Here is a 20,135-nt window from a genome sequence, read left to right on the forward strand (position 1 = left end):
AGGAAAGTACTCTGCCACCTGTCATTCGATTCGGGCCGCCTCTTACGAATAACCTGAAAAGCTTTAACCCCTGCCTTTTCCGGCCATTCCGCCCTCACCGCCACCCGGCATCGACTGGACCTTGGCGCCAGACAGGTTAAGCTTGGCCCACTCCTGGCTGCCACGCTGACGCCGTGACCCGACTTCCGACGCCGCTAAGCAACGGCTGGGCCTTACTTGCCCTGGCACTGTTGATCACCACGCTGGTTTATGCACCCGGCCTGTCCGGTGGCTGGCTGTTCGACGATTACCCCAATATCGTGGATAACCATGGCGTGCAGCCTGCTCACGGTGACATTCCCTCACTGATCGGCGCCGCCCTCTCCTCGCCTGCCAGCGACTTCAAGCGCCCGCTTGCTTCGTTGAGCTTTGCGGCCAATTACCTGGCGTCGGGGCTGGACCCGTATGCCATGAAAGCCACCAACCTGGTCATCCACCTGCTCAACGGCCTGCTGGTGTTCCTGCTGGTACGCGCCCTGCTGCAAGTAACGGCCCCCAGGCAGGAATCGTCGCGTCGAGTCGCATTCGCGGTGGTCGCCGCAGCAGGCTGGATGTTGCTCCCAATCAATCTGACCGGCGTGCTCTATGTCGTCCAGCGCATGGAGAGCATGGCAAACCTGTTCGTGCTGATCGGCCTGCTAGGCTATCTGGCAGGGCGGAAACGCATGCGTGATGGAACTGGAGGTGGCGGACTGCTGCTATGCATACTCAGCCTCACGCTACCCACCGGGCTTGGCATCCTAGCCAAGGAGACGGCGGTGATGATCCCGCTCTATGCGTTGCTGATTGAAGCCATCGTCTTTCGCTTCCGACGGCCCGACACGCGACGCACGGACTGGCGTATCGTCGCACTGTTCATCGTGTTCCTGTTGTTGCCGATGATCGTGGGGCTGGCCTGGTTGGTGCCACGGCTGCTCAAGCCCGAATCGTGGGCCACGCGTGATTTCACCATGGGCACTCGCCTGCTTTCAGAGCTGCGCATCGTGGTTGATTACATCGGCTGGACGCTATTGCCGCTACCGCATGAATTGTCTTTCTATCACGATGATTTCTTGGTTTCCTCGGGTCTGTTTGCGCCTTCGACCACTGCGCTGAGCGCGTGCGTCTTGTTGGCTCTGATCGCCGCCATGATCGGCACGCGCAGACGCCAACCACTGATAGCTCTGGGCATCGCCCTGTTTCTGGGTTGCCAAGTCCTCACGGCAACTATCCTTCCACTGGAACTGGTCTATGAGCATCGCAACTATTTCGCCAGCCTGGGGCTGATGCTGGCTCTGCTCGCGGCGCTTTTTCCACCAGGCGAAACATGGCTATCACCGCTACGGTCGCGTATCGCGACGGCCCTGATTGCCGTGTTGATGCTGTGGTGGACGGGTATCACGGCCGTCAGCACCTACGCCTGGGGCGACTCGCTTCGCTTGGCCGAAGCGTTGGCCGAACGCGGACCGGATTCGCCGCGTGCCCAATACGAACTGGGCCGCACCTATATCATTTATTCGCATTACCAGCCGGGCTCGCCGTATACCCAGAAGGCCTACGCGCCTCTGGAGCGTGCTGCCGGGCTACCCAAGTCGTCGATCTTGCCGCAGCAGGCATTGATCTTCATGAATTCGCGCATGGACCTGCCGCTTAAGGATGCCTGGTGGCAAAGCATGACCGACAAACTGGCTACGGTCCGTCCCGGCGTTCAGGATGAAAGCTCGCTGGCAGCCTTGGCCGATTGTGCACGTGACGGTGACTGCGACCTGCCCAAAGACCGGATGAAAGCAGCTTTCGATGCAGCCATGTCGCATTCCAAGCCGAGCCCTCGGCTCATGTCGACCTATGCTGATTATGCCTGGAACGTCCTGGAAGACCGCAAGCTTGGCATGCAACTGGAAACGCGCGCGGTGGATGGCTCGCCGCAGGAGCCAGCCTACCTGATCACGCTCATCCGCATGCTGTTACGTGAGCATCACACCGAGGAAGCACAGACACGTATGGACCAGTTGCAGCAACTCAATCTTGGCGGACACCTGGATAGCCAGATCGAGAAACTGCGCGCGCAATTCGAGGCCATTTCCGAATCCGGCGCGCACGCCACGTCATGATCGGCAAGCTCGCACGCAGCAGCTTGCAGACCACTGCCGTGCTGGCGTTACGACTGGCGACGCAGGCCGCCACGCTGGTCCTGCTCACACGCCTGCTGCAACCTGCGCTTTATGGACACTATGCCGCCGCGGCGTCGCTGGCCGTCGTGCTGGGTATGCTTTCCAGTCTCGGCAGCGGTTATGTATTGCTGTCACGGGCTTCGGGCAATCTCGCACGCGCAGCCGATACCTGGCGATATGCGTGGCCCCTGACGCTGGCCATGGGTGTCGTGCTGATACTGATCTACCTGCCCATCGCGCTCTGGCTTACCGACGCGCAGCTATCACTATCCACGCTGCTTTGGCTGGGCTGTACCGAACTGCTTGCCACGCCGTTCACGCTATTGGCAAGCTTTGTCCTGCAATCGAGCGAACGCGTACCGCTGAGCCAGTTGGTGCAATGGTTGCCGCTGGGCCTGCGCGTCGCCGCGGTACTACCTTGCTTCGCCCTGCCGCTGGAGGCACGTCTGCCCTGCTACGTGGTGTTGCAATGGAGCGCGGGCGTGATCGGTGTCCTGGTCGCCTGGCGCATCGTACGCCGGCACGTTCCACTGACATGGCAGCCACGCAAGCCCAGCGGTGAAGAATTGCGGCTGGGCGCTTCCTATGCCGCCATGCTGCTGGTCGCAGCCAACCCCTCGGAGCTGGACAAGATGGCTGCCGTGCGCCTGGTGGGCGGCCCCTCGGCCGGCATCTACACGGCAGGTTCGCGCATCATGGGGGCGCTGGTGATGCCCGTGCTGGCGATGCTGCTGGCGGCGCAACCGCGCCTGTTTCGCCATGCACGGGATCAAGCCGTCACCATGCGCAAATTGGTGCTGGTGCTGTTTGGTGTCGCGCTGGCCTGGGGGATCGTGAGCGGTGCAGCGCTGGCGATCGCCAGTCCATGGCTGACCTGGATATTCGGCAACGACTATGCACGCACCGCGCACCTGATGCCCTGGATGGCCATCACCGCTCCCTTTCTTTCGGTCAGGTTGGCCGCTGGCAGCGTGCTGGTTGCCACCGGACATCCGCTCGAACGCGTGGGCTTCGAGCTGGGCGGCATCGCCTGTCTGCTGGGCGGCATGCTGGCGTTCGCGCCGGGGTACGGCGTGATTGGCCTGGTGGCAGCCGTGATCGTTGCCGAACTGGCGATGGGCATCGTGGGCGTACTGATGGTGCTTCGACAGCTCAACCGCCTGAAGGCGGTAAACGGCCCGGAGTCCGCGCGCGCCACCCTGTGACCAGCGCACGCAGAGGCACCGTGGAGCGATGGCGCCACGCTCGCCACAGCGCTCGTGCCGGCAATGTCACCAGGCGCAACGCCAGGAATATCGCGTGCTGCCAAGCGTTATCGGCAAGCTTCGCCGCCAGCAAGACGTGCGCGGCGACCATGCGTTCTTCGTAGAAGGGGGATCCCAGGCCACTGCTGGCCGACCCTTCGTGCTCGACGAGCAATTGGGGGATGTGAACCCGGCCGCCCGCACCACGTAAGCGCCAGCCCAGTTCGCAATCTTCGCCATACATGAAGAATGCTTCGTCAAACAAGGGGCCTTGTGCGTGGTGCGGCTGTATCCATAGACAACTACCGCTGGCGTAGGGAAAAGCGCCCCACCGCGGTTGACGAAATTGCAGGGCCAGCCAGCGCTGGTAATACATCAATCCGACCCGGGTAGCGGCATGCAAGGTATCGGCGGACAACAAGACGGCATCGGGGTGAAGCATCGCCTGTGCGCGCCAATACGCCAGTGAACCTGAGATCAGTCGCGCATCGTTGTTGATCAACAGCACCGAGGAGATGCCATATCGCCGCCGGCAGGCCGCCAAACCACGATTGACGCCTGCGGCGAAGCCCAGGTTGGTTGCGCTGATTTCGATCGCTACACGAGCGTCGTGCAAAAAGCGGGCGGCAAGGTCAGCTGCCGAGGCAGCATCGTCCGCGGAGTTATCCCAGACCAGCACATGATCCACGCCTTCAGCGAGCAGAGAGGCAATGCAGGCGGCACTGCGCGACGCATCGCGATAGTTCAGCAGCAAGCCGACGACGGTGGTCATGCACGGTGTTCCGGTTTGCGCGCGGTGACGATGTATTCCTCGCCCCAATACACTCCCAGGCTGGCAAGCACATCCACGCGATGCGGCGGCAGGGGGCGCACCGCATTTCCTCGCTGCCGCGCCACCTCGGCCGAAGCCTGCAGGATATAGCGCGAACCACGCCCGCGCCGGTGAGCCCGGATACGCTCGAATCCCGCCCGATCAAGCAAGGCTTCAAGTGCGCTTGGCGCCATCACTACCAGGTGCCGCGGCGGCTCCAGGCCACGCCAGTCAGCACCATAACGCTGATGGCCAGCACTATTCGCATTCGGGGTTGCCAACCAGAGCGTGCCGCCCGGCCGCAATGCGTCGCAGGCACGCCGCAGGAATGCCAGCGGATCATGCACGTGCTCGATCACGTGCGATGCCGTAACGACATCAAAGTGCGCCGCATGGGAAAAGGTATCAAGCGTGCCCTGGGTCACTTCAAGGCCTGCCCGGCGTGCGGCACCGACCGCCGACGCATCCGGTTCCAATCCATGCACCCGCCAGCCCGCGGCCTGCGCGCGCAACAGGAACACGCCGTGGCCACAGCCAACGTCCAGCAAGCTGCCAGGCGTGCCCGGTAGATGGCGATAAAAGAAATCCAGCTGCTGGCGCAGCGGTGGCACACACGGAAGCAGCCATCGCCCCGGGCGCGATGCCGGCACCCGCCTCGCGCCGAAGCGCGCATTCATATAGTCATTGGACCAACGCCACAGCAGGGACTGGCCATTGTCCTGCACGAATGCCGACGCACTGTCACCGTGCGTGTAGTACGACGCATACGCCTTGCCGATCGCGTCGCGCGTCGGACGCACGCTCAGATAGAAGCTTACGCAAGAACGGCATCGGCGCATGGGCCATCGGCCAGGTACACCTTCAAGTGCGTCGGCCAGCGCGGCATAGGCCTCATCCGATTCGACTGAACCACAAACGGGACACGCCTCGACCCGCTCCAGTTCGTCGTCACGCCACCCCTCCATGGACCAGCGCTCAGCCATGCCTGGCTCCAGCATTCAGTACCCTGCGATAAAGCATTTCATAGGCCGCCACGGCCCGCGCCTCGCCGAAGTATTCCACGGCGCGGCGGCGCCCTGCCTGCCCCAGACGTTCAGCCAACGCTGGATCTGCCGCCAGTTGTCGTGCATGGTCGGCAAGCGTCGCCACATCGTCCATGGGGGCCAGCAAGGCCGTGCTGCCGTGCACACAGACCTCGGCGGTACCGGTGCTGTCGAACCCTACGACCGGCAATCCGCAAGCCATGGCTTCGACCGCCACATAACCAAAAGCTTCGTACCGGGTCGGCACCAGCGCCACGTCCATGCTGCGATAGATCGCCGCCATGCCATCGGGTGTCTTGCGCGCCAGCACATGCATATTGGCTGGCCAGTCGCGCGTATCGAATGATTTACGCAGTCCTTCCAGGCAGTGGATCTCAAAGCCAGGGCCCAGGCGTTTGGCCAGGTCCGCAAGCACGTCAGCACCCTTCCAGCGCGATGGATTGCCGACGAACAGCAATCGCAAAGGCGCTGATGGATCGCGCCTGCGCGGCGGTCCAGGCGAAAAGGTCTCGGTGTCGACCCAGTTATGGATCATGTCGACCGGCTGGCGCACATCGTGGCGAATCGCCTGGGCGGTGTGTTCGCTGACCGCGACCAGGGCATCGGCGGCACGGTAGGAGCGCTCGATGCACAGATCCACGAACAGCCGGTGATAGATCGTCTGCAACGGTCGGCGATGCGGCAGGAACCGGGGATGGCGAATGTATTGATGCTCGGTCACCACCAGCGGAAGACCGGGCCGCTTGAACGCAAAGCCCTGCCAACTGGCGGCATGAACAAGATCCGTGCCGGGAGGCGCCGATACACCACGCAGCAGCCAGGGCTTCCACTCGTAGGCGTGCTCAAACCATTGCAGAACAGGCTGATGCCCGGCCTTGCGCAGCCCCTCGGCCAGGCGCATGGCGAACACGTCAATGCCGCTACCAGCACGCAAGGCAGGCAACCATACCTTCAAGCCACGCATCATCATGCGTGCGCCCCCAAGGCCAACTGCTCGATCAGCTGAGCATAACCTTCCGCCACATGATCCCAGGAAAAGCGCGCCTCGACGTAGGCAAGTGCATTCGCGGCCATGCGCTTGCGTGCGGCGTCATCGGCAAGCAAGTCATTGATCGCGTGCGCCAACAAGGCTGGCTCAGACGCATGCACGCGAACACCCGCACCGGCTGCAACCAGATCGGCCGTGGCCGGCACATCACCGGCGACCACCGGGCAACCACACGCCATCGCCTCGGCCACGACCAGTCCCAACCCCTCCTGATCACCATCGGCAGCCTGCACAAACGGCGCGACGAACAAGGCCGCGCGCTGGTAAAGCGCGGGCAGCGCATCCTGCGCCAAGGCACCGACGAAACGCACGCGATCCTGAATCCCTAGCGTGCTCGCCTGATTCTCCAGAGCGGCTTGTTCGGGCCCGAATCCAGCGATGGTCAGGAACACGCCCGGGTGCGCCTGCACAACAGCCGGCAACGCATCGAGCAGGTGTCGCAACCCTTTCTTTTCCACCAGGCGCCCGACAAACAGCAGTTCATCGTGATCGCGCGACACATCCGTCGGACGGAATCGCGACCGCGTATCCACGCCCATGGGCATGACCTGGACACAAGCATGCGGCTGCTCGGCCAGCAGACGCTCGCGCATGGCCTCGCTGACGACCGTAAGCATGGTCATGCGCCGCGTGACCCAGCCACGCATGCGTTGGAACAATCGTCCACGCAAGCCAAACAGGTCCGCTCCATGCGACGTCACCAGCAGCGGTATCGGCAATCGCGCTGCCGCCGCAACGAAGCCTTGTGGCAACAGCCAGTGCGCATGCACGACATCGGGCCGATACGTGTCCATATACCGATGTAGCGCCCGATATTGGCCAAGCAGGAACCAGGGCATCAGCATCCACTTCCAGCGTGACCGGCGCAGATTGCCCAGGATGCCGCCATGATTGACCAGCGTCTCCAGCCGGGCTGGCGCATAGCGATAGCGATGGACTGTTACACCGTCCATGGCATCGTGAACGGCAGCGCCAGCCGCATGCGGCCCGATCACCGTGACATCCATGCGTGAGGCCAGGCGCTTGCAAAGCTCATGCACGAAACCAGGCTCGGGATCGCCAGGCCAGCGCGGATACGTGGACGTCAGCACGAGCAGGCGCAGGCGTGCGCGCTGGCTCGCCTGCTCAGTCATTGCGACGATAGGTGAGCGAGGTGATCTGTTCCGATACCAGGCCAATCAGGAACACGATGACCGCTGCGCTCCACATCAACGTGCTCATGTTGGTCAGGCGCCCGTCGTGCAGGAACGTCCAGGCATAGTTGAGCAGCCCCAGGCCAAAGAAGATCACGCTCATCGGCACGAACAGTTTCAACGGCGAATACAGCGTGGCAATCTTGAAGATGATCAGCAGGAAACGCAGCCCGTCGCGAATCGGCTTGATGTGGCTCTTGCCCACACGCTTGTGTGCCCTGATCGGCACATAGGCCACCGCGTAGGCACTGCGGAAGAAGGCCATCGTGCTGGTGGTGGGATAGGAAAAACCATTGGGCAGCAGGTGCAGGAACTCACGAAACTTGTCGGCACGTACGGCGCGATAACCTGATGTCAGGTCCTGGATCATGTGTCCGGTGATACGCGAGGCCAGCCAGTTATACAGCGTATTGGCCAGACCACGGCCGACGTCGGCCTGGCTTTCCCAGTCGCGCGCGCCAACCACCATGTCATAGCCCTCGTCGAGCTTTCCCATCAGGCGCGCAATATCGGCCGGATCGTGCTGACCATCGGCATCCATGAACACCAGGATGTCACCGTGGGCGGCACGGGCACCGCGCTTGATCGCCGCGCCATTGCCCATGGAGTATGGCGAGGACAGGCACACGACACCGGCGGCAGCGCAGCAGGCGCGCGTGTCATCGGTGGAGCCATCGTTGACCACGATGATTTCCGCCTCGGGATGCGCCTGGCGCAGGCGCGGCAGCAACTGGACCAGGGCGGCCGCCTCGTTCTTGGCGGGCAGGATGATACTGAGGTGGCTCAAGCGGGCTCCTTTGCGCAGGCGAGCATCATACCGATTCGCCCATCGTCCCTTACAACGGCAAATAAATAGTCAGGCTGACAGGGGCGCTGTGTGGGGTTTGTCGATGGGTTGGCGAGGGAGCGAGGGACAAGGGCCGAGCCCGCCGCCCAGGCGCCCCATCCCGAGCACCCCGTCACCAATCATCGACCTTCGGCGGTGCATAGATGACCGGCCGCCTCATCTGCGGTAAATTCCCCTTCAATCAGGGGGCTGGACGAAAAAGCTATGTCATCACAAATGCAACCCTCGCTGGCCGGCCTCTCCGGCATGGCCCGGCGGCTGGTCTCCGAAGGCGTGCTGCCCGAAGCGGACGTCCGCAAGGCAGTCAACGATTCGGCCCAGCAGAAGGCCAGTCTGGCCGCCTGGCTGCTAGACAAGGGCCTGGTGGACAGCACTCGCCTGACCCAGGTGGCTTCGGCCGAGTTCGGCATGCCAATGATGGACGTGAGCTCCCTGAGTCCGGCCATGATGCCGCTGAATATCATCAGCGAAGCCCTGATCAACAAGCATCAGGCGCTACCGCTGTTCAAGCGTGGCAAGCGCCTGTTCGTCGGCATCGCCGACCCGATGCAGTCGCATGCGCTGGACGAGATCAAGTTCAACTCCAACTGCATGGTCGAGCCGATCCTGATCGAGCGCGGTCAATTGCTGCGCACGATTGAGAACGTGCTCAACACGATGAGCAACGCCATGCCCGACATGGGTGGCGGCGACCTGGATGAATTGGCGCTGGAAGGCGGCGACGAGGACGGTGCCGAACCCACCGGCATCGATGCCAATGCCAATGAAGACGCACCGGTGGTGAAGTTCGTCAACAAGATCCTGGTCGATGCCATCAAGCGCGGCGCGTCGGATATCCATTTCGAGCCATTCGAGACCCAATACCGCGTGCGCCTGCGCATGGACGGCATGCTACGCGCCGTGGCCAGCCCGCCAATGAAGCTGGCCTCGCGCATTTCTTCGCGCCTGAAGGTGATGTCCGGCCTGGACATCGCAGAACGCCGCGTGCCGCAGGATGGCCGTATCAAGCTCAACCTGTCCAAGAGCCGCGCGGTCGATTTCCGTGTCAGTACCCTGCCGACCCTGTTCGGCGAAAAGATTGTGCTGCGTATCCTGGACGGCTCCTCAGCACGCCTGGGCATCGACAAGCTCGGCTACGAGGAAAAGCAGAAGCAGCTTTACCTGGAAGCCATCCACAAGCCCTATGGCATGGTGCTGGTGACCGGCCCCACCGGTTCAGGCAAGACCGTGTCGCTGTACACCGCGCTGAATATCCTGAACACCGCCGAGCGCAACATCTCCACGGTGGAAGACCCGGTCGAAATCCGTGTCGAAGGCATCAACCAGGTCCAGCAGAATAATAAACGCGGCATGACCTTCGCCGCTGCCTTGCGCTCGTTCCTGCGTCAGGACCCGGACATCATCATGGTCGGCGAAATCCGCGACCTGGAGACGGCCGAAATCGCCATCAAGGCCGCCCAGACCGGCCATATGGTGCTCTCCACGCTGCACACGAACGACGCGCCGCAGACCATTTCGCGCCTGATGAACATGGGCATCGCGCCCTACAACATCACCTCGTCCGTGACCCTGGTCATCGCCCAGCGCCTGGCGCGCCGCCTGCATGACTGCAAGCGGGTGATGGACATTCCGGATGAACAACTGGTCGCCGCGGGCTTCACCGAGGAAGAGGTCAAGAACGGCCTGAAAGTCTACGAGGCGGTCGGCTGTGATGCCTGCAACGAGGGCTACAAGGGTCGTGTGGGCATCTATCAGGTCATGCCGATGCTGGAGGACATCCAGAAGATCATCCTGCAGGGCGGCAACGCCTTGCAGATCGCCGAGGTAGCGGCCAAGGCGGGGGTCAACGACTTGCGCGCCTCGGCGCTGGACAAGGTCCGCGCTGGCGTGACCAGCCTGGCCGAGATCGATCGTGTCACGAAGGACTGATACGGTAGAGGCCGTTCTGGGACGCTCTTAACGTTCAACTTGCGCTGGCGGGCACGGATTGCCCGCTGGAAATAGCATATGCTCTGACAAATCGCGCCCGTGGTTCAAAAAAACGGGCCGGATCGAATCACCGGGGGAATCAAGCGTATGGCTACGGCTACCGCATCGGCAAACAAGGCGAGCGCGCTCGGCGCGCAGCGTGCCCAGGTCAGTGCACTGGCGACCTACGAATGGGTGGCGCTGGACAAGCGCGGCAAGCGCATGAAAGGCGACATGGCCGCCAAGAATGCCTCGCTGGTCAAGGCGGAGCTACGGCGCCAGGGCATGAACCCGCAGACGGTTCGCGAGAAGCCCAAGCCGCTATTCGGCGCCACCGGCAGCACCGTCAAGCCACGCGACGTGGCCATCTTCAGCCGCCAGATCGCCACCATGATGGCCTCGGGCGTACCGATGGTGCAGTCCTTCGACATCATCGCCGACGGCCAGAAGAACGTCCGCTTCAAGAACATGCTCACGGACGTGAAGCAGTCCATCGAAGGCGGCTCCGCCCTGCATGAGGCCCTGGCCAAGTATCCGGTGCAGTTCGACGAGCTTTACCGCAACCTGGTCCATGCCGGTGAATCGGCTGGTGTGCTCGATACGGTGCTCGATACGGTGGCCACCTACAAGGAGCGCATGGAGGCCATCAAGTCCAAGATCAAGAAGGCCATGTTCTACCCGATCATGGTGATGGCCGTTGCCCTGCTGGTCTGCGTAATCATGCTTTTGTTCGTGGTGCCAGTCTTCGAGCAGACCTTCAAGGATGCAGGTGCCGAACTTCCAGCCCCCACCCAGATCGTCGTTGCCGCATCGCGCTTCATGCAATCTTATTGGTGGGCGCTGCTGCTGGGCATCGTCGGCACCATCGTCGTCTTCATCATGGCGAAGAAACGCTCGGTGAAGTTTGCGCACTTCCTCGATCGTGTCTCATTGAAGCTGCCCGTCATTGGCAACATCCTGCGCCAATCGGCGATCGCGCGTTTCGCTCGTACGCTCGGCGTGACGTTCCATGCCGGCGTGCCCCTGGTCGAAGCCATGGCCGCCGTGGCCGGTGCCACGGGTAGCGTGGTGTACGCCGAGGCCATCTTGCAGATGCGCGATGACGTCGCCGTGGGCCATCAGTTGCAGTTGTCCATGCGACAGACCGGCCTGTTTCCGAACATGGTTGTGCAGATGACCGCCATCGGCGAAGAGTCCGGCTCCCTCGACAGCATGTTGTTCAAGGTGGCCGAGTTCTACGAGGAAGAGGTCAACAACGCCGTCGACACCCTGTCCACCCTGCTCGAACCGATGATCATGGTGATCCTGGGCGGCCTGGTCGGCGGCATGGTGATCGCACTTTACCTGCCGATCTTCAAACTCGCCGGCACGGTGTAAGCTCTCAGGCAAAGCCCCTCTCCCCGCAGGGAGAGGGGCTTTGCCTTGTCCATATCCTGGAAATCCGCAATGCCCCAACTCGACCTCTGGATCTGGATCGTCATCGCCGCGACATTCGGGCTGCTGGTCGGCAGCTTCCTCAATGTGGTGATCCTACGCCTGCCGGCCCGCATGGAAGCCATGTGGCGCAACGAGGCACGCGAGATGCTCGAGCTACCACTCGATCAAACTCCACTGCCTCCAGGCATCGTGGTGGAGTCTTCCCACTGCCCGCACTGCAAGCACAAGCTTGCCATCACCGACAATATTCCGCTGTTTGGCTGGCTGTTGCTGCGCGGCCGTTGTCGCTATTGCAAGGCACCGATCTCAGTGCAATATCCCCTGGTGGAATTGCTGACCAGCATTGCCAGCGCGCTTATCGTCTGGAAACTTGGCGCCACCCTGCCTGCACTCACCGGCCTGGTGTTCACCTGGACGCTGATTGCGCTATCCGGCATCGATTTCCGCACTCAGTTGCTGCCTGATCAGCTCAATTATCCGCTGCTGTGGCTAGGCTTGCTGCTTAGCCTGCTGACCTACTTCACGACGCCGGAGCTATCCATCGTGGGCGCTGTGATCGGTTACCTGAGCCTTTGGAGCGTGTATTGGCTGTTCAAGCTGCTCACCGGCAAGGAAGGCATGGGCTACGGTGATTTCAAACTGCTGGCCGCGATGGGTGCCTGGATGGGCCCTGCCGCCCTGCTGCCCACGATTCTGCTTTCCTCCATCATTGGCGCGCTGTTTGGCATCGTGCTGATCTTCATGCGGCGGATGGGACGTGACGTGCCAATGCCGTTCGGTCCTTTCATTGCTGCTGCCGGCTGGGTGTGGTTCATGCAAGGTGACACCTTATTACAGGCCTACCTGAGCTTCACCGGGTTGAGATGAGCGTGGGGCAACCGTATGTGGTCGCGTTGACCGGCGGTATCGCTGCCGGCAAGAGCGCGGTGACCCGGCGCTTCGAAGCCCTGGGCGTCGGTGTACACGATGCGGATATCGCGGCACGCGCAGTCGTGGCTCCGGGCAGTGAAGGCCTGCATGCGCTGGTCGACACATTCGGGCAGGAAATCCTCAATAGCCGAGGTGAGCTGGATCGCAGCGCCATGCGCCAGCGCGTATTCGGCGACGACCAGGCGCGACGCACCCTCGAAGCCATCACTCATCCACGCGTACGCCAGTGGCTACGCGATCATGTATCGGCGGACCCTGGCCCCTATTGCGTGCTCGCCATTCCGCTCCTGGCGGAAAACATCGACCATTACCGCTGGGTAGACCGAATCCTGGTCGTCGATGCGCCCGACGACATCCGGCTGGCGCGGTTGATCACGCGCGACGGCATCGATGAAGACCTGGCCACGCGCATCCTCGCCCGCCAGGCCAATCGCGAACAACGGCTTGCGATCGCCGATGACGTGCTGGTCAATGATCGTGATGAAGCCTCGCTGGATGCACACGTTGATCAGTTGCACCAACGATACCTGCACTTGGCAACCCTACCCGCGCTGCCCCGCACGCCGTAGAGGCGACTTCAGCCGCGAAAGCGATTCGCGACGCGGTCGCGGCTCAGCGCGGTGGCAGATGCAAACATTGCGATCCAGACCTGTAACGTGGTTGCAGATCGAAGGTTTTCAGAGCACCAACCTGCGACTACGCCGCAGGCTGCTTCGCGACTTCAGGAAGCCTCTAAAAGACCTCGCACCGAAATCGCACCACCACACAGGCCGTAATCTCGCGCCGCTGGCGCTCTCAGAGCCGAGTCTCTGGATCCCGGCCTGCGCCGGGACGACGAATAGGAGGGATTTTTAGGGATTCCCGGAAGTTGCTTCTTCAGCGGCGTAAGCACTGCGATTAAATCGCAGTCTGCCGGTCTATCTACCAATCCGCGACCACGCCGCGAATTGCTTTTCGCGAATGCATTCGCTCTTACAACGCGGATGCGGCATGGGTTGCCTTCAGCGCCAGAAGCCGCGAATGCCTGCCACACCCTGTGCGCCATGTTCGCGCGCCACGGCAAGGTCATCGGGTGACATGCCACCCAGCGCATAGACCGGCAGGGAAGCTTCTTGCGTCCATGATCGAAACCTGTCCCATCCCAACGGCGCCACATCGGGATGCGATGCCGTCAAGGCGACCGGCGACAACAAGGCGAAATCGGCCGACAACATCGACGCACGCCGCAGATCCGCTTCATCGTGGCAACTGGCTCCGACCGTTTGCGTCCATGGCAGCGGCCGTGCGTCGAGCTTTTCCAGTTGGCTGCTTTTGAGCTGCACACCAACACTGTGGCCCAGCTCACGCGCGCCCTCGATGTCACCGTTGAGCATCAAGGTGACGCCAAGCTCTCGCGCTCGTGGCAACAAGTCGGCGGCCAGCTTGCGCACGGCGCTGTGATCCCAATCCGGCAGACGCAGTTGCATCAGGCGAAGACCCGCCTGCATAGCCGTGAGCATTCGCTCGCGCCACTGGTCAGCAGATTCGGGCAACACCCCGACCGGCGTGATCGCGTAGATCGCCGGCAATCGCAGCGCCGCCAGGACCGGACGATCGGCTGGCGCCAGCGACGCGGGATCGATCTCCCCGGGTAGCATCCACCGAAGGGCCTGCCCCTCCAGCGACTGCGGCTCTCCCTGCCAACGCGAGACCGTCCACGCATCCAGGCAAAGCTGCCCTTTCTCATAGCGCCAGGGAATACGGATCAGCGGTGTCGAGCCTTGCGCATCGGCAATAACACCCAACTCTTCCCGCAACTCACGTAATAGGGCTTGCTGCGGAGTTTCACCCGGTTCGCGCTTGCCTCCGGGAAACTCCCAGGAACCGGCAAGATGCTTGCCGGGTGGGCGTTGCGCCAATAGCACGCGCCCCTGCGCATCGCGCAGGACACCGGCCATTACATGCATGGCATCAGGCGACAAATCGGCCGCCCCAGCGCATCAGGCGCTGCGGATGTATTCGACCATGTCGAAGTCGAACTGATGCTCGGCGTCTTTCTTGTGATGCACGCGGGAGACTTCAGTCCAGTCGCTGAAATGCACGCCAGGAAAAAATGCATCAGCACCTTCCGTAGCAGCACTCACCCAGGTCAGGTACATGCGGCGCGCCAGCGGCAATGCCTCGGCATAGACCTGCGCACCACCAATCACCATCAGGCCGGTGTGACCGCAGCGCGCCTGCGCTTCCTGCACGGTGCGCACGGTGATCTGGCCGGGAAACGGCGCTTCGTGCTTGCGACTCAACACCAGGTTGGTGCGATCAGGCAACGCGCGACCGATCGATACCGCCGTGTTATAGCCCATCAGCACGTGCTTGCCGAGCGTGAGCTGCTTGAACCAGCGCAGATCGTCGGGCAAATGCCAGGGCAACTGGCCCTTGCGGCCAATGGCGGAGTTTTCATCCAGCGCGGCGATCAACGAAATAGCCATGGAAATCCTAAGGTTCAAGCGGGCCAGAACACCTGCGACCAGGCAAAACGCCAGGCCGAGTGCATCGAATATTAGCAGGAATGCGCCGGGCTCCGCCCGCAGCCACCAGGGTCAGACCGCCACCGGCGCCCGGATGGCCGGATGTGGCGCATAACCTTCGATAGCGATGTCCTGGAATCGGAAATCGAAAACCGAACGCACATCGGGGTTAAGCACCAGCCTCGGCAATGGCCTTGGATCACGCGACAACTGCTCACGCGCCTGCTCAACATGGTTGTTGTACAGGTGCGCATCGCCCAGCGTATGCACGAAATCGCCCGGTTGCAGGCCACATACCTGGGCGATCATGTGCGTAAGCAGCGCGTAACTGGCAATGTTGAACGGCACGCCCAGGAAGATGTCACCCGACCGCTGATACAACTGGCAACTCAAACGACCGTTTGCCACGTAGAACTGGAACATGGTGTGGCACGGCATGAGTGCCATACGCGGTAAATCACTCACGTTCCAGGCACTGACGATCAACCGGCGCGAGTCGGGATTGCGGCGGATTTCATCCACCACCCAGGCGATCTGATCCACCGCCCCGCCATCGGCCTTGGGCCAGGCTCGCCATTGCTTGCCGTAGACCGGCCCGAGTTCGCCCTGCTCATCGGCCCATTCATCCCAGATGCTGACGCCGTGTTCCTTCAGGTAGGCGATATTGGTTTCGCCACGCAGGAACCAGATCAATTCGTGGATGATCGATTTCAGATGCAGCTTTTTCGTCGTGACCAGCGGGAAACCCTGCGACAGGTCGAAGCGCATCTGCCAGCCGAACACACTGCGCGTGCCCGTGCCGGTGCGATCGGACTTTTCCGTGCCGTGCTCAAGCACGTGCCGTAGCAGGTCGAGGTAAGCGCGCATCGATCAGGCCTTTGCCGGTTCGGCAGCGGCCGGAGCCAGCGTTGGCGCCCGGCGGGACAATGCCATCAACAGTACTCCGATGACGATCAGCGGCAACGACAGGATCTGCCCCATGGTCAACCAGCCGAACGCCAGATAACCCAACTGCACGTCCGGCAGGCGTACGAACTCCACCAGGAAGCGGAAGCAGCCGTACATCAGCGCGAAAAGGCCGGAAATGAGATAACGCGGGCGCGGCTTGAGTGACACGATCCATAGCACCGAGAGCATCACGATGCCCTCCAGGGTCATCTCGTAGAGCTGGGACGGCTGGCGTGGCAGGCCATGCCATTGCTCGAATATCCTGGCCAGGGCCGGGTCATGGGCTGCCAAGGCGGCATCCTGGTCGGCGGCATTGGGAAAGATCATGGCCCACGGCAGGCTGCTTGGCTTGCCCCACAGTTCGCCGTTGATGAAATTACCCAGCCTTCCCAACCCGAGGCCGATCGGTACCAGCGGCGCCACAAAATCTACCGTATCGAAGAAATGCAGCCGCTGCCGGCGTGACCACCACAAGCCAGCCACCAGCACGCCCAGCAGGCCACCGTGGAAACTCATGCCGCCGTCCCAAACCTTGAACAAGGCCAGCGGATCGGTCCATATCCAGCGGATATTGGTATAGAACAGCATGTAGCCGATGCGGCCGCCAGCGATGACACCCATCATGGCGTAGAAAGCCAGATCGCCCAATGCGTCCCGCGTTACTGGCAGGCGCCCTTGCTTGCGCCGATGCTCGCCCAGCATCCATGCCCCCAGGAACCCCAGCAGATACATCAGGCCATACCAATGGATCTGGGCTGGCCCCACGCGGAAAGCCACGGGGTCGAAGGCAACGGTGAAGGGCTGGCTCATGAACGGGCACGTCGGGAAAAACGACAGTTTACCTGCCCGGCCCGGCCAATGGGTCTCACACCCCTTCCGGTCCCGCCTGCTTGATGGCTATATTCAGCCGGGCACCAAGGTATGGCGCCCATTGCCCGGCTCGGCAGCTACCAAACGCTGCGGCCAGTGACTGGAATATGCAAGCCTCAGGGGGAAAACTCATGCGTCATCGTCTGGTGCGGACCATGCTGTCCGCGGCCTGCCTGCTGTCCTGCGTTGCTGCCCATGCCGGCAGTCTCATCCCGGTCGAAGACTTCGCGCGTCGCCCGACCCTTTCGGACCCTGCCTTGTCACCGGATGGTAAATACATCGCCGTGCGCATGGACGACAACGATAATCACCAGCACGCACTGGCCGTCTACAAGATCGAAGACATGCAGACGCCGATAAGCTTGCTGCGCATGCCCAAGTTCCAAATGCCACTGAGCGTTACCTGGGTCAGCCCCACGCGTATCGTGCTGGCCAAAGGTAAGGAGGCCGGGGCGCTCGACAAGCCCACCTTCTATGGCGAGCTGCTTGCCACCGACTACGACGGCAAACACCAGGATTATCTATTCGGTTACGACGGCACCGCCGGCAACCGCTCGGCTACGCGAAGCACCGACCAGAGTTGGGGCTTCGTGGCAGGTAAGCCACCACGCGCCAACGGTCACTTCTACATGAAGACCGAGGCCTGGGACAACCGGGGGCATTACCAGCTTTACGATGTCGACGCCAACACCAGCGCCCGCAAGCTGATCGGTGACATCGGTTCCATCGGCATGGATTTCCTGATCGGTCCAGACGGTACCGCGCATTTCGCCTACGGCGACGACGATGCCTTCAACTATGTGGTGTTTCATCACAACGACAACGGATGGTCCAGGCTGAACCTGGGCAACGCACGTTTCTCACCCTTGTATTTCACGCCGGACGACAAACGCATCTACGCCAGTTACAGCGCGCAAGGCGGTCCGGCTGCGCTGGTCGAGCAGGATGAAAATGGTGACAACCGCAAAGTGCTCGCGCAGGATGATTTCTCCAGCGTCAATGACATCCAGTGGACCGCCGTTCCTTATCAACCATTCGCCAGTACGTCGTCCGCGGGCGTGCCCGCCGTCCACTACATCGATCCGGCATCGGCCACTGCCAAGCTGCACATGGCCATCAGCCAGAAATTCAAAGGCTATGTGGATTTTCGTCAATTCAGCGAGGATGGCACCGTTCTGCTCTTCAGCGTATCCAGTGATCGCGATCCGGGCACCTATTACACGATCGACACGCACAACTACAAAGTCCGCAAGCTCTTTTCGATCAAGCCCTGGATCGATCCCACGCGCATGGCCGAGCGCCGCCCCATGCGCTTCAAGGCGTCCGACGGCATGGAACTGGAAGCGATTCTGACCCTTCCGCCAGGCGCCAACGAAGCTAATCTGCCCATGGTGCTGCTCCCCCATGGCGGCCCGCACGGTGTGCATGACGACTGGTTCTACGATGACGATGCGCAGTTCCTGGCCAGCCGCGGTTATCTGGTGCTTCAAGTGAACTATCGCGGTTCGGATGGTCGCGGCTACCTTTTTCAGCGCGCTGGCTATCTGCAGTGGGGCAAACGCATCCAGCAGGACCTCATCGACGGCGTGCAGTGGGCCATCGGTGAAAAATTCGCCGATCCACAGCGCATTTGCGTCTACGGCGCCAGCTTCGGCGGCTACTCGGCGATGATGACCACCATTCGCGCCCCGGGCATGTTCAAGTGCGCGATCGGCTACGCGGGTGTCTACGACTTGGCGATGATGTATTCCAAGGGAGACATCGGCGAGGAAAAGAGCGGTCGTAGCTACCTGCGTGCCGTCATCGGCAAAGATGACGCCGACTTGGCCGCCCAGTCACCGGACAAGCTTGCCGACAAGATCCAGGTACCCGTGCTGCTGGTCCACGGCGAGGCCGACGAGCGCGTTCCTTTTGCCCAGGCCAAAGCCATGCGTTCCGCGCTGGACGCCGCGCACAAGCCTTACGAATGGATATCCAGGCCCGGTGAGGGTCATGGCTTCTATGACGAGAAGAATCGCAGCGACTTCTACAGCGCCATGGCGGCCTTTCTGAACAAGCATATTGGTCCCACGGCAAGCCATTGATCTGATTGCAGCCCTGGGGCTCATTCGGCCAGAAATTACAAATTCTTAAGAAAATCAGCTTTCTGGAGAATTCCCCCGACATCGCCAGGCGCAAGAAGTTGCGCCTGGCGGCTTGATCGCTTAATTTCGGACCTGTATTGCCGTCCCCGTTTGTAGGCGATACCCGACGCGCGCCTCATCTAAATACAGACGCACGTCATCCACGGAACCCCTTGTGACCGGCCGAGGAAACGGCCGGCAGAGGGCTGCTGGTTGCTTTACGTCATAACTGGAGCTTTTCTACAACATGAAGCAGAAAACACTGCTGGCTCGGGCCATTGCAGCAGCCCTCGTGCTGCCTATGAGTGCCGCCTTCGCGCAGGACTCGGCCCCACCCGCCGCCTCGACCAAGAATCTCGAAACCATCACCGTCACCGGCTCACGCATCCGCAGTGTGGATGTGGAGACGGCTCAGCCGATCTTCACCCTCGATCGCCAGGCTATCCAGGCGACCGGATTGACCAATGTCACCGACATTCTGGCCCGCCTGCCTTCGGTAGGCACCCCCGACATCACCCCGCAGGACGCCCTGTCCAGCGGCGCGGACGTCGGCGGCCGCTACGTCAACATCCGCAATCTCAGTGCACAACGCACGCTGGTACTGGTCAACGGTCGCCGCTGGAGCACCAGCCTGAGCGGCCTGACTGACATCTCGACCATCCCGGTCGCCATCATCGAACGCATTGATGTACTGAAGGATGGCGCCTCGTCCATCTACGGATCCGATGCGATTGGCGGCGTGGTCAACATCATCACACGCGACCGATTCGATGGCTCCGAAGTGAACGCGTATTACGGTCAGAACCAGCACGGTGGCGGTGACGGCCAGCAGAAAAATCTCGACTTCACCTGGGGCAAGACCACCGAGAACAACTCGCTTGTGATCAGTGGCTCCTACCAGGATCAGAAGCCGATGATGGCGCGCTCGCGCGAACTCACGCGCTATGGCCTTGGCCCACGTCATCCCGACGACATGC

At 61.8% G+C, this 20,135-nt stretch carries 17 protein-coding genes; 8 read left to right on the forward strand and 9 right to left on the reverse strand.

Features of this window, described 5'->3' with window-relative positions; all coding sequences use genetic code 11:
* Positions 1–173 precede the first annotated feature (173 nt).
* Positions 174–2,129, forward strand: coding sequence for a hypothetical protein (locus tag VF436_RS13320; RefSeq protein WP_330904510.1), 1,956 nt, complete (start codon positions 174–176; stop codon positions 2,127–2,129).
* Positions 2,126–3,394 carry a lipopolysaccharide biosynthesis protein gene (locus tag VF436_RS13325; RefSeq protein WP_330904511.1) on the forward strand — a complete coding sequence of 423 codons (1,269 nt, stop codon included), beginning with the start codon at positions 2,126–2,128 and terminating at the stop codon, positions 3,392–3,394. The genes VF436_RS13320 and VF436_RS13325 overlap by 4 nt, the downstream gene beginning before the upstream one ends.
* On the opposite strand, the gene VF436_RS13330 is transcribed toward VF436_RS13325, so the two are convergent.
* The 5 genes from VF436_RS13330 to VF436_RS13350 are packed head-to-tail and all read right to left on the reverse strand — an operon-like array spanning position 3,342 to position 8,315.
* Positions 3,342–4,205 (reverse strand): glycosyltransferase, encoded by an 864-nt coding sequence (locus VF436_RS13330; protein ID WP_330904512.1) that lies wholly within the window; start codon positions 4,203–4,205, stop codon positions 3,342–3,344. The two genes, VF436_RS13325 and VF436_RS13330, sit on opposite strands and share 53 nt — an antisense overlap.
* Positions 4,202–5,227, reverse strand: coding sequence for a class I SAM-dependent methyltransferase (locus tag VF436_RS13335; RefSeq protein WP_330904513.1), 1,026 nt, complete (start codon positions 5,225–5,227; stop codon positions 4,202–4,204). Before VF436_RS13335 ends, VF436_RS13330 begins: the two co-directional genes overlap by 4 nt.
* Positions 5,220–6,257 carry a glycosyltransferase family 4 protein gene (locus tag VF436_RS13340; protein WP_330904514.1) on the reverse strand — a complete coding sequence of 346 codons (1,038 nt, stop codon included), beginning with the start codon at positions 6,255–6,257 and terminating at the stop codon, positions 5,220–5,222. Before VF436_RS13340 ends, VF436_RS13335 begins: the two co-directional genes overlap by 8 nt.
* Positions 6,254–7,468: a glycosyltransferase family 4 protein gene (locus VF436_RS13345; RefSeq protein WP_330904515.1), complete on the reverse strand. Its 1,215-nt coding sequence runs from the start codon at positions 7,466–7,468 to the stop codon at positions 6,254–6,256. Before VF436_RS13345 ends, VF436_RS13340 begins: the two co-directional genes overlap by 4 nt.
* Positions 7,461–8,315 (reverse strand): glycosyltransferase family 2 protein, encoded by an 855-nt coding sequence (locus VF436_RS13350; protein ID WP_330904516.1) that lies wholly within the window; start codon positions 8,313–8,315, stop codon positions 7,461–7,463. The genes VF436_RS13345 and VF436_RS13350 overlap by 8 nt, the downstream gene beginning before the upstream one ends.
* Before the next feature lie 264 nt (positions 8,316–8,579).
* Here VF436_RS13350 and pilB point away from each other — a divergent pair, with 264 nt between their 5' ends.
* The 4 genes from pilB to coaE all read left to right on the forward strand — a co-directional run bounded on the left by pilB (position 8,580) and on the right by coaE (position 13,279).
* The gene (gene pilB / locus VF436_RS13355) at positions 8,580–10,304 is read left to right on the forward strand and encodes a type IV-A pilus assembly ATPase PilB (RefSeq protein WP_330904517.1); all 1,725 of its coding nucleotides are present in this window, start codon (positions 8,580–8,582) and stop codon (positions 10,302–10,304) included.
* A 147-nt stretch (positions 10,305–10,451) separates the two neighbouring features.
* Complete coding sequence (locus tag VF436_RS13360) at positions 10,452–11,720, forward strand: type II secretion system F family protein (protein ID WP_330904518.1); 1,269 nt, start codon at positions 10,452–10,454, stop codon at positions 11,718–11,720.
* Positions 11,721–11,789: 69 nt separating this feature from the next.
* The gene (locus VF436_RS13365; RefSeq protein ID WP_330904519.1) at positions 11,790–12,647 is read left to right on the forward strand and encodes an A24 family peptidase; all 858 of its coding nucleotides are present in this window, start codon (positions 11,790–11,792) and stop codon (positions 12,645–12,647) included.
* Positions 12,648–12,649: 2 nt separating this feature from the next.
* Positions 12,650–13,279 carry a dephospho-CoA kinase gene (coaE, locus tag VF436_RS13370; protein WP_414649855.1) on the forward strand — a complete coding sequence of 210 codons (630 nt, stop codon included), beginning with the start codon at positions 12,650–12,652 and terminating at the stop codon, positions 13,277–13,279.
* A gap of 432 nt (positions 13,280–13,711) precedes the next feature.
* On the opposite strand, the gene VF436_RS13375 is transcribed toward coaE, so the two are convergent.
* The 4 genes from VF436_RS13375 to lgt all read right to left on the reverse strand — a co-directional run bounded on the left by VF436_RS13375 (position 13,712) and on the right by lgt (position 16,975).
* On the reverse strand, positions 13,712–14,656 hold the full coding sequence (locus tag VF436_RS13375; protein WP_330904521.1) for a Nudix family hydrolase: 945 nt from the start codon (positions 14,654–14,656) through the stop codon (positions 13,712–13,714).
* A 33-nt stretch (positions 14,657–14,689) separates the two neighbouring features.
* On the reverse strand, positions 14,690–15,178 hold the full coding sequence (locus VF436_RS13380; protein ID WP_330904522.1) for a dihydrofolate reductase: 489 nt from the start codon (positions 15,176–15,178) through the stop codon (positions 14,690–14,692).
* Between the two features lie 111 nt (positions 15,179–15,289).
* Positions 15,290–16,084: a thymidylate synthase gene (locus VF436_RS13385; protein ID WP_330904523.1), complete on the reverse strand. Its 795-nt coding sequence runs from the start codon at positions 16,082–16,084 to the stop codon at positions 15,290–15,292.
* Positions 16,085–16,087: 3 nt separating this feature from the next.
* Entirely contained in the window at positions 16,088–16,975 is an 888-nt protein-coding gene (gene lgt / locus VF436_RS13390) for a prolipoprotein diacylglyceryl transferase (RefSeq protein WP_330904524.1), read from the reverse strand.
* 191 nt (positions 16,976–17,166) lie between these two features.
* On the opposite strand from lgt, the gene VF436_RS13395 reads away from it, so the two are divergent.
* Positions 17,167–19,119 carry a S9 family peptidase gene (locus VF436_RS13395; RefSeq protein ID WP_330904525.1) on the forward strand — a complete coding sequence of 651 codons (1,953 nt, stop codon included), beginning with the start codon at positions 17,167–17,169 and terminating at the stop codon, positions 19,117–19,119.
* A 286-nt stretch (positions 19,120–19,405) separates the two neighbouring features.
* A partial coding sequence (locus VF436_RS13400) for a TonB-dependent receptor plug domain-containing protein (RefSeq protein WP_330904526.1) occupies positions 19,406–20,135 on the forward strand: 730 nt, incomplete at its 3' end.

The organism is Dyella sp., assembly GCF_036384435.1.
GTDB lineage: Bacteria > Pseudomonadota > Gammaproteobacteria > Xanthomonadales > Rhodanobacteraceae > GSA-30.

Bases quoted from the DNA above. Each gene is read 5' to 3' on its own strand.
- VF436_RS13360 (WP_330904518.1), top strand. From the start codon at position 10,452: ATGGCTACGGCTACCGCATCGGCAAACAAGGCGAGCGCGCTCGGCGCG.
- VF436_RS13325 (WP_330904511.1), top strand. From the start codon at position 2,126: ATGATCGGCAAGCTCGCACGCAGCAGCTTGCAGACCACTGCCGTGCTG.
- VF436_RS13380 (WP_330904522.1), bottom strand. From the start codon at position 15,178: ATGGCTATTTCGTTGATCGCCGCGCTGGATGAAAACTCCGCCATTGGC.
- VF436_RS13345 (WP_330904515.1), bottom strand. From the start codon at position 7,468: ATGACTGAGCAGGCGAGCCAGCGCGCACGCCTGCGCCTGCTCGTGCTG.
- pilB (WP_330904517.1), top strand. From the start codon at position 8,580: ATGTCATCACAAATGCAACCCTCGCTGGCCGGCCTCTCCGGCATGGCC.
- VF436_RS13395 (WP_330904525.1), top strand. From the start codon at position 17,167: ATGCGTCATCGTCTGGTGCGGACCATGCTGTCCGCGGCCTGCCTGCTG.
- VF436_RS13365 (WP_330904519.1), top strand. From the start codon at position 11,790: ATGCCCCAACTCGACCTCTGGATCTGGATCGTCATCGCCGCGACATTC.
- VF436_RS13340 (WP_330904514.1), bottom strand. From the start codon at position 6,257: ATGATGATGCGTGGCTTGAAGGTATGGTTGCCTGCCTTGCGTGCTGGT.
- VF436_RS13335 (WP_330904513.1), bottom strand. From the start codon at position 5,227: ATGGCTGAGCGCTGGTCCATGGAGGGGTGGCGTGACGACGAACTGGAG.
- VF436_RS13330 (WP_330904512.1), bottom strand. From the start codon at position 4,205: ATGACCACCGTCGTCGGCTTGCTGCTGAACTATCGCGATGCGTCGCGC.
- lgt (WP_330904524.1), bottom strand. From the start codon at position 16,975: ATGAGCCAGCCCTTCACCGTTGCCTTCGACCCCGTGGCTTTCCGCGTG.
- VF436_RS13385 (WP_330904523.1), bottom strand. From the start codon at position 16,084: ATGCGCGCTTACCTCGACCTGCTACGGCACGTGCTTGAGCACGGCACG.
- VF436_RS13375 (WP_330904521.1), bottom strand. From the start codon at position 14,656: ATGCATGTAATGGCCGGTGTCCTGCGCGATGCGCAGGGGCGCGTGCTA.